Raw genomic sequence first — 4,470 nt, forward strand, 5'->3', positions numbered from 1 at the left:
GCGCACGGGGCGGCGAGCGAAACGTGAGCGAGCACAACCGCCCGGCCGGACTCAGGTTCGCGCCCCAGGCGAAGGAAGGGAACCGATGACGAACCGCAAGTTCACTGGCGAGGTGCCGATCCCGCAGCAGGGACGCCGCAGGCTGGTCGCCGCCGTCGACGCCGACGCGATCTACCGGGCCGGGCTGTCCTGGCTGATCGGCCGGGCGCCGGATCTGACCTGGGTGGGGCACGCGGGCACCACGCGCGGGGCGCTGCGGCTGGCGGCGCACGCCAGGGCCGACGTGGTGCTGGTGGATTCCAGACTGGACCCGCAGGGGGAACTGACGCGGATACTCTCCTCCGGAGAGCACGGCCTCACCGTGCTGCTCGTGGTGGAGGACGGCGACCACGACCCGGAATTCGTGGCGCGCATGATGGAAGCCGGGGCGCAGGGGGCGATCCCGCGGGCGGCCGAAGCCGGGCAGTTGCTGATGGGGATCCGGCGGACGCTGCCGGGCCGCCGGTACCTGGATCCGGTGCTGGCCGGGCTGTCCACGGACTGCCCGGTCACACCGGCGCCCCGGGCGCGGCGTCCGGCGGCGGCCAACAGCGCGCTCGCCGTCGCGCTGTCCCAGCGCGAATACCAGGTGCTCGACCTGCTCGCCGAGGGACTGGAAAACGCGGCGATCGCCGACATCTTCGGTGTTTCCGTGGAGACCGTCCGCACCCACGTGAAGAACATCCTGCGGAAGCTGCGCGCGCGGGACCGGACGCACGCGGTGTCGATCGGCTTCCGGCACGGCCTGCTGACGCTGGGCGGCGAGCCCGGCGCGGCCGGGGACCGGATGCGGCAGGCCGTGGCGGGAGCGGCCCGGTGACCGCCCCGGTGCCCCGGACCGGCGAGAGAGCGGAACTCGTCGACCGGAGCGAAGGAAAGGTTTCGCAAGACGAAACGGGCCACCGGGTTCCCGCCTTCGTGGCCACGCTCGTCTTCCTCCTGCGCGACCTCCGGCGGACCCACGGGCTGAGCAGGAGCGAGCTGAGCGCGCGAACCGGCGGCCGCATCTCCCCGTCCGCGATCGCGTCCTATGAGGATGGTCATCGGGCCTTGAAGATGGACACGCTGGCGGTGCTGTGCGCCGCGCTCGGGCAGTCCGTGCGCCACCTGGTCGGTGAGGCGGAGCGGCGCGTGTCGGCCTTCGGCAAGGTGGGCGGTGCCGCCGGCGTGGACCGCGGTGCCGTCGTGGTTCCGCTTTCGGTGCTGGCGCGGTGCACGCAGCCGGAACTCCTGCCGCTGCAGCGGTGGGCGCGGGCCAGCGCGCGCGGGGCACGCTCCGGCGAGGTCCTGCTCGGCTGGGGCGGGGTGACCGCCCTCGCCGAGATCGCCGGCATGGAACCGGTGCGCTGCGCGGAACTCCTGCTGTCCCTGAGCGCACTGGACCGGCGGACCGTGGCTGCCCGGCCTGCCGGGCCCGTCCCCCCGGAGCCCGGCGCTACCCGCTGACGGGGGCGGCCGGGCGCAGTTCTTCGAAGCGGAACCTGAGTGCCCTGCGGGCTCGCCACAACAGCGCGCTGGCCGCGGCCGGGGCGATGGCGAGCGCGGTGGCGATCTCGTGCGGCCGGTAGCCCAGTACCTCGCTCATCCACAGGACCTGCCGCCACCGCGGTGCCAGCGACCGGAAGGCCAGATCCAGCAGCGCCTCGTGGTCGGTCGGCTGGTCGCGCGCGCCGGGCCGTCCGGCTTCGTCGCGCTCCGCCTCGGCGAAGGCCAGCCCGACCGACACCAGTCGCGCGTTGTCGCCGCCGTGCTCGGCGGCGAGCCTGCGGACGGTGGTGCGCAGATAGGCCGGAGTGTTCGTGGTGGGGCCCTTGCCCGCCTTCAAGGCCAGCATCATGCGAAGCAGTGCCTCGGCGGTCAGGTCCTCCGCGTCGCTGCGGGAGCGGACCACCGAGCGCGCGTAGCGCAGCAGGGGGCCGTGGTGCCGCTGGAACAGGATGACCAGTGCCTCGCCGATGCCGTGCCGCGCCTGGGTGAGAAGTTCGCTGTCCGGAAGTTCGGCCAGACTCACCGCGAGCGCCTGGCTCATGGGCCCTCCTCGTTCTTTCCCCGGTCCTGAAGTTCCAAATGGAACTACATCGAGTAGCCGCCAGTCGGGTGAAAGATCGATCTACGGGACGTGGCGTTTCCGTGTTTTTCACCCGGACAGGTAGGCAGTCGAGTGAATGGCCGGAAGCGACTTGGATCTTGATCGGACCTCGCGCATAATGCGCCGTCCGTGGCAAAGGACGCGTAACGAATGAGTCACATTGCTCCATTTTGGAGCTTCAAGGCGGAGCCGCTTGCGGTGGGCCGTCAGGTTCCGCTTCCCGCACCGCCCCGCACACCACTTCGAGACAAGTCTCAGGGGAGTGGATCGTCGATCAATTCCGGGAACACCTTGATCAGCCAGCGGCCCCATCGTTCGAGCGGACCGTCGGGCCGGGTGTGGATCAGCGATTCCACCGGGCCCAGGTCCGCGACCCCGCGCAGCAGTTCGTCCAGTTCCGTTCCGCGCCCCGGCGAGGTGAGAAGTACGGCCAGGCAGCCCGGGCCGAAGTAGGCGGCCGACTCGCCGTCGCGCAGGGCGGTGCGGACCGCGGAGGCGACGGTCAGCTGGGTGGCCGTGGCGGACCAGGTCCGGGCGGCGGGCCGCCAGCGGGCGGTCCACACGTGCACCGGCATCCCCGCCGCCGCGGGGCCGGTCAGGTCGGCCAGGAACGCGGTCCTGCTGCGGAACGAGGTCGCGGGGGAGTAGAGCTCGCCCAGTACGTGGTCGCGGGCCAGCACCGCGCCGATCGCGTGACGTCCCAGTCCGATCAGCTCGTCCGCCGCGGGCCCGTCGTCCAGGCAGTACGCGAGTGCCTCGATGTCGCGTGCGAAATCGGCGGGGGAGGCGGCTTCGGCGAGCCGCTCGTCCGCGAGCGCGTACAGCGCGTCGGGCAGTGCGTCGGGCGGTGTGGCGCCCTCGAAGCAGGCCGTGACGACGGCGCTGGTGGCGGGAACGTCCCAGGGAAGATCCCGCGGCCAGTCGCGTCGCCGGCTTTCGGCGTGCCATTGGGCGCGCAGTCCGGCGGCGGAGGTGTCCGGCCGGTGGCGCGGCCGGGGAACCCGGGTGCCTTCGCGGTCATCGGACATGCTGGCCGGCCCTGTCACGATCGACACTCCCCCGGTGTCCGTGGCGGCCCGCAGGCGCGCCACTCGACGAAGACTGCGCCCCGGCGTACCCACCCATGGAGGAACTCAACCATCGATGGGGCCGAGGTGACTGTGATCGTGCTCACTTTTCCCTTTCTTGTCTACTCCCAAGTAGCAATTTTGCCCGGCGACCCGTTTCCGCGCATCAGATCCGGGCCCCGCCGCAGGTCTTGAGAAGGAGGGAAACCGGAGAGCGCTTGCCGCTGCGGCGAGAGCCGACGACGGGGGATGTGATGATCAGGCGCCGACGCGCGGGCACATGCTGGAAAACCCTGGTGCGACGGAGAAGCGCGATACTGCCCGCCTCGTTGCTGCTGGCCTGCCTCGCGGTACTGGCCGGGCTTTCGCTCGCCTTCGGGCGTCCGCCGGAACAGGCCCCAGCGCTGGGGCCCATAGCCGCCCCGGCCCCGCGTTCGCTCGCCGAGGAGACTCCGGCCCGGCGAGCGCACGCGCTGCCTCCCACACCGGCTCCGCGGGAAAACCCGGCGCCACCGGGAGCGGCGGCACCGGCGGCGGTCACCGCCGTCCCGGTGTCCGGGCCGCTCGCCAAAGTCCTGCCCGGTGGACTGCCCGACGTCGCGTTCGCGGCCTACCGTTCGGCGGCCGCGACCCTGGCCGGTGCCAGCCCGCGCTGCGGGCTGAACTGGAGCACGCTGGCGGCGATCGGCAGGGTGGAATCCGATCACGGCCGCTACGGCGGTTCGCGGCTGTACTCCGACGGCACGGTCGCCCCGGCCATCCGGGGCGTCGTGCTGGACGGATCGGCCGGGACGGCGAGGATCGGTGACACCGACGGCGGCGGGTTCGACGGGGATCCGGTGTTCGACCGGGCGGTGGGCCCGATGCAGTTCATCCCGTCGACCTGGCGGGTTTACGCCTCTGACGGGAACGGGGACGGGCGCGCGGATCCCGACAACATCTTCGACGCCGCACTGGCCGCCGCCCGGTACCTGTGTGCGGGAGGGGAGGATCTGAGGAATCCCGACGGCCTACGGGCGGCCGTGTTGCGGTACAACCATTCCGAGTCCTATGTGGACATGGTGGTGGCGCTCGACGCGTCCTACCGCGCCGGTGCGGCACCCGTGGTCGTGGTGCCGGTCACCGCGCAGAAGCCGCCCACCGGCGCCGTATCCCCGGTGGCGGTGCCGCCTGCCGGAACGCCTTCCAGTCCGGCCGGTACGTCCGAGCCGAGTCCCGCCACGACGAGTACCACGCCCACGCCGTCGACCGGTACACCGGGATCGAGTGCTTCTT

At 72.0% G+C, this 4,470-nt stretch carries 5 protein-coding genes; 3 read left to right on the forward strand and 2 right to left on the reverse strand.

The features are described from left to right. The first annotated feature begins 85 nt into the window (after positions 1 to 85). Positions 86 to 859 (forward strand): response regulator transcription factor, encoded by a 774-nt coding sequence (locus tag FNH05_RS33160; RefSeq protein WP_144592803.1) that lies wholly within the window; start codon positions 86 to 88, stop codon positions 857 to 859. Continuing rightward, on the forward strand, positions 856 to 1,485 hold the full coding sequence (locus FNH05_RS33165; protein ID WP_144592804.1) for a helix-turn-helix domain-containing protein: 630 nt from the start codon (positions 856 to 858) through the stop codon (positions 1,483 to 1,485). The genes FNH05_RS33160 and FNH05_RS33165 overlap by 4 nt, the downstream gene beginning before the upstream one ends. Here the strand turns inward: FNH05_RS33165 and FNH05_RS33170 are convergent. Together FNH05_RS33170 and FNH05_RS33175 are read right to left on the reverse strand one after the other, a co-directional pair. Continuing rightward, positions 1,475 to 2,068: an RNA polymerase sigma factor gene (locus FNH05_RS33170; protein ID WP_144592805.1), complete on the reverse strand. Its 594-nt coding sequence runs from the start codon at positions 2,066 to 2,068 to the stop codon at positions 1,475 to 1,477. The two genes, FNH05_RS33165 and FNH05_RS33170, sit on opposite strands and share 11 nt — an antisense overlap. Positions 2,069 to 2,382: 314 nt before the next feature. Beyond that, positions 2,383 to 3,174, reverse strand: a complete 792-nt coding sequence (locus tag FNH05_RS33175; RefSeq protein WP_144592806.1) for a hypothetical protein — start codon at positions 3,172 to 3,174, stop codon at positions 2,383 to 2,385. 317 nt (positions 3,175 to 3,491) lie between these two features. Between FNH05_RS33175 and FNH05_RS33180 the strand changes: the two genes are divergently transcribed. Further along, the coding region (locus FNH05_RS33180; RefSeq protein WP_246128096.1) for a lytic transglycosylase domain-containing protein at positions 3,492 to 4,470 on the forward strand (979 nt) is incomplete at its 3' end.

The sequence above is a fragment of the Amycolatopsis rhizosphaerae genome, assembly GCF_007713715.1.
GTDB classification, from domain to species: domain Bacteria; phylum Actinomycetota; class Actinomycetes; order Mycobacteriales; family Pseudonocardiaceae; genus Amycolatopsis_E; species Amycolatopsis_E rhizosphaerae.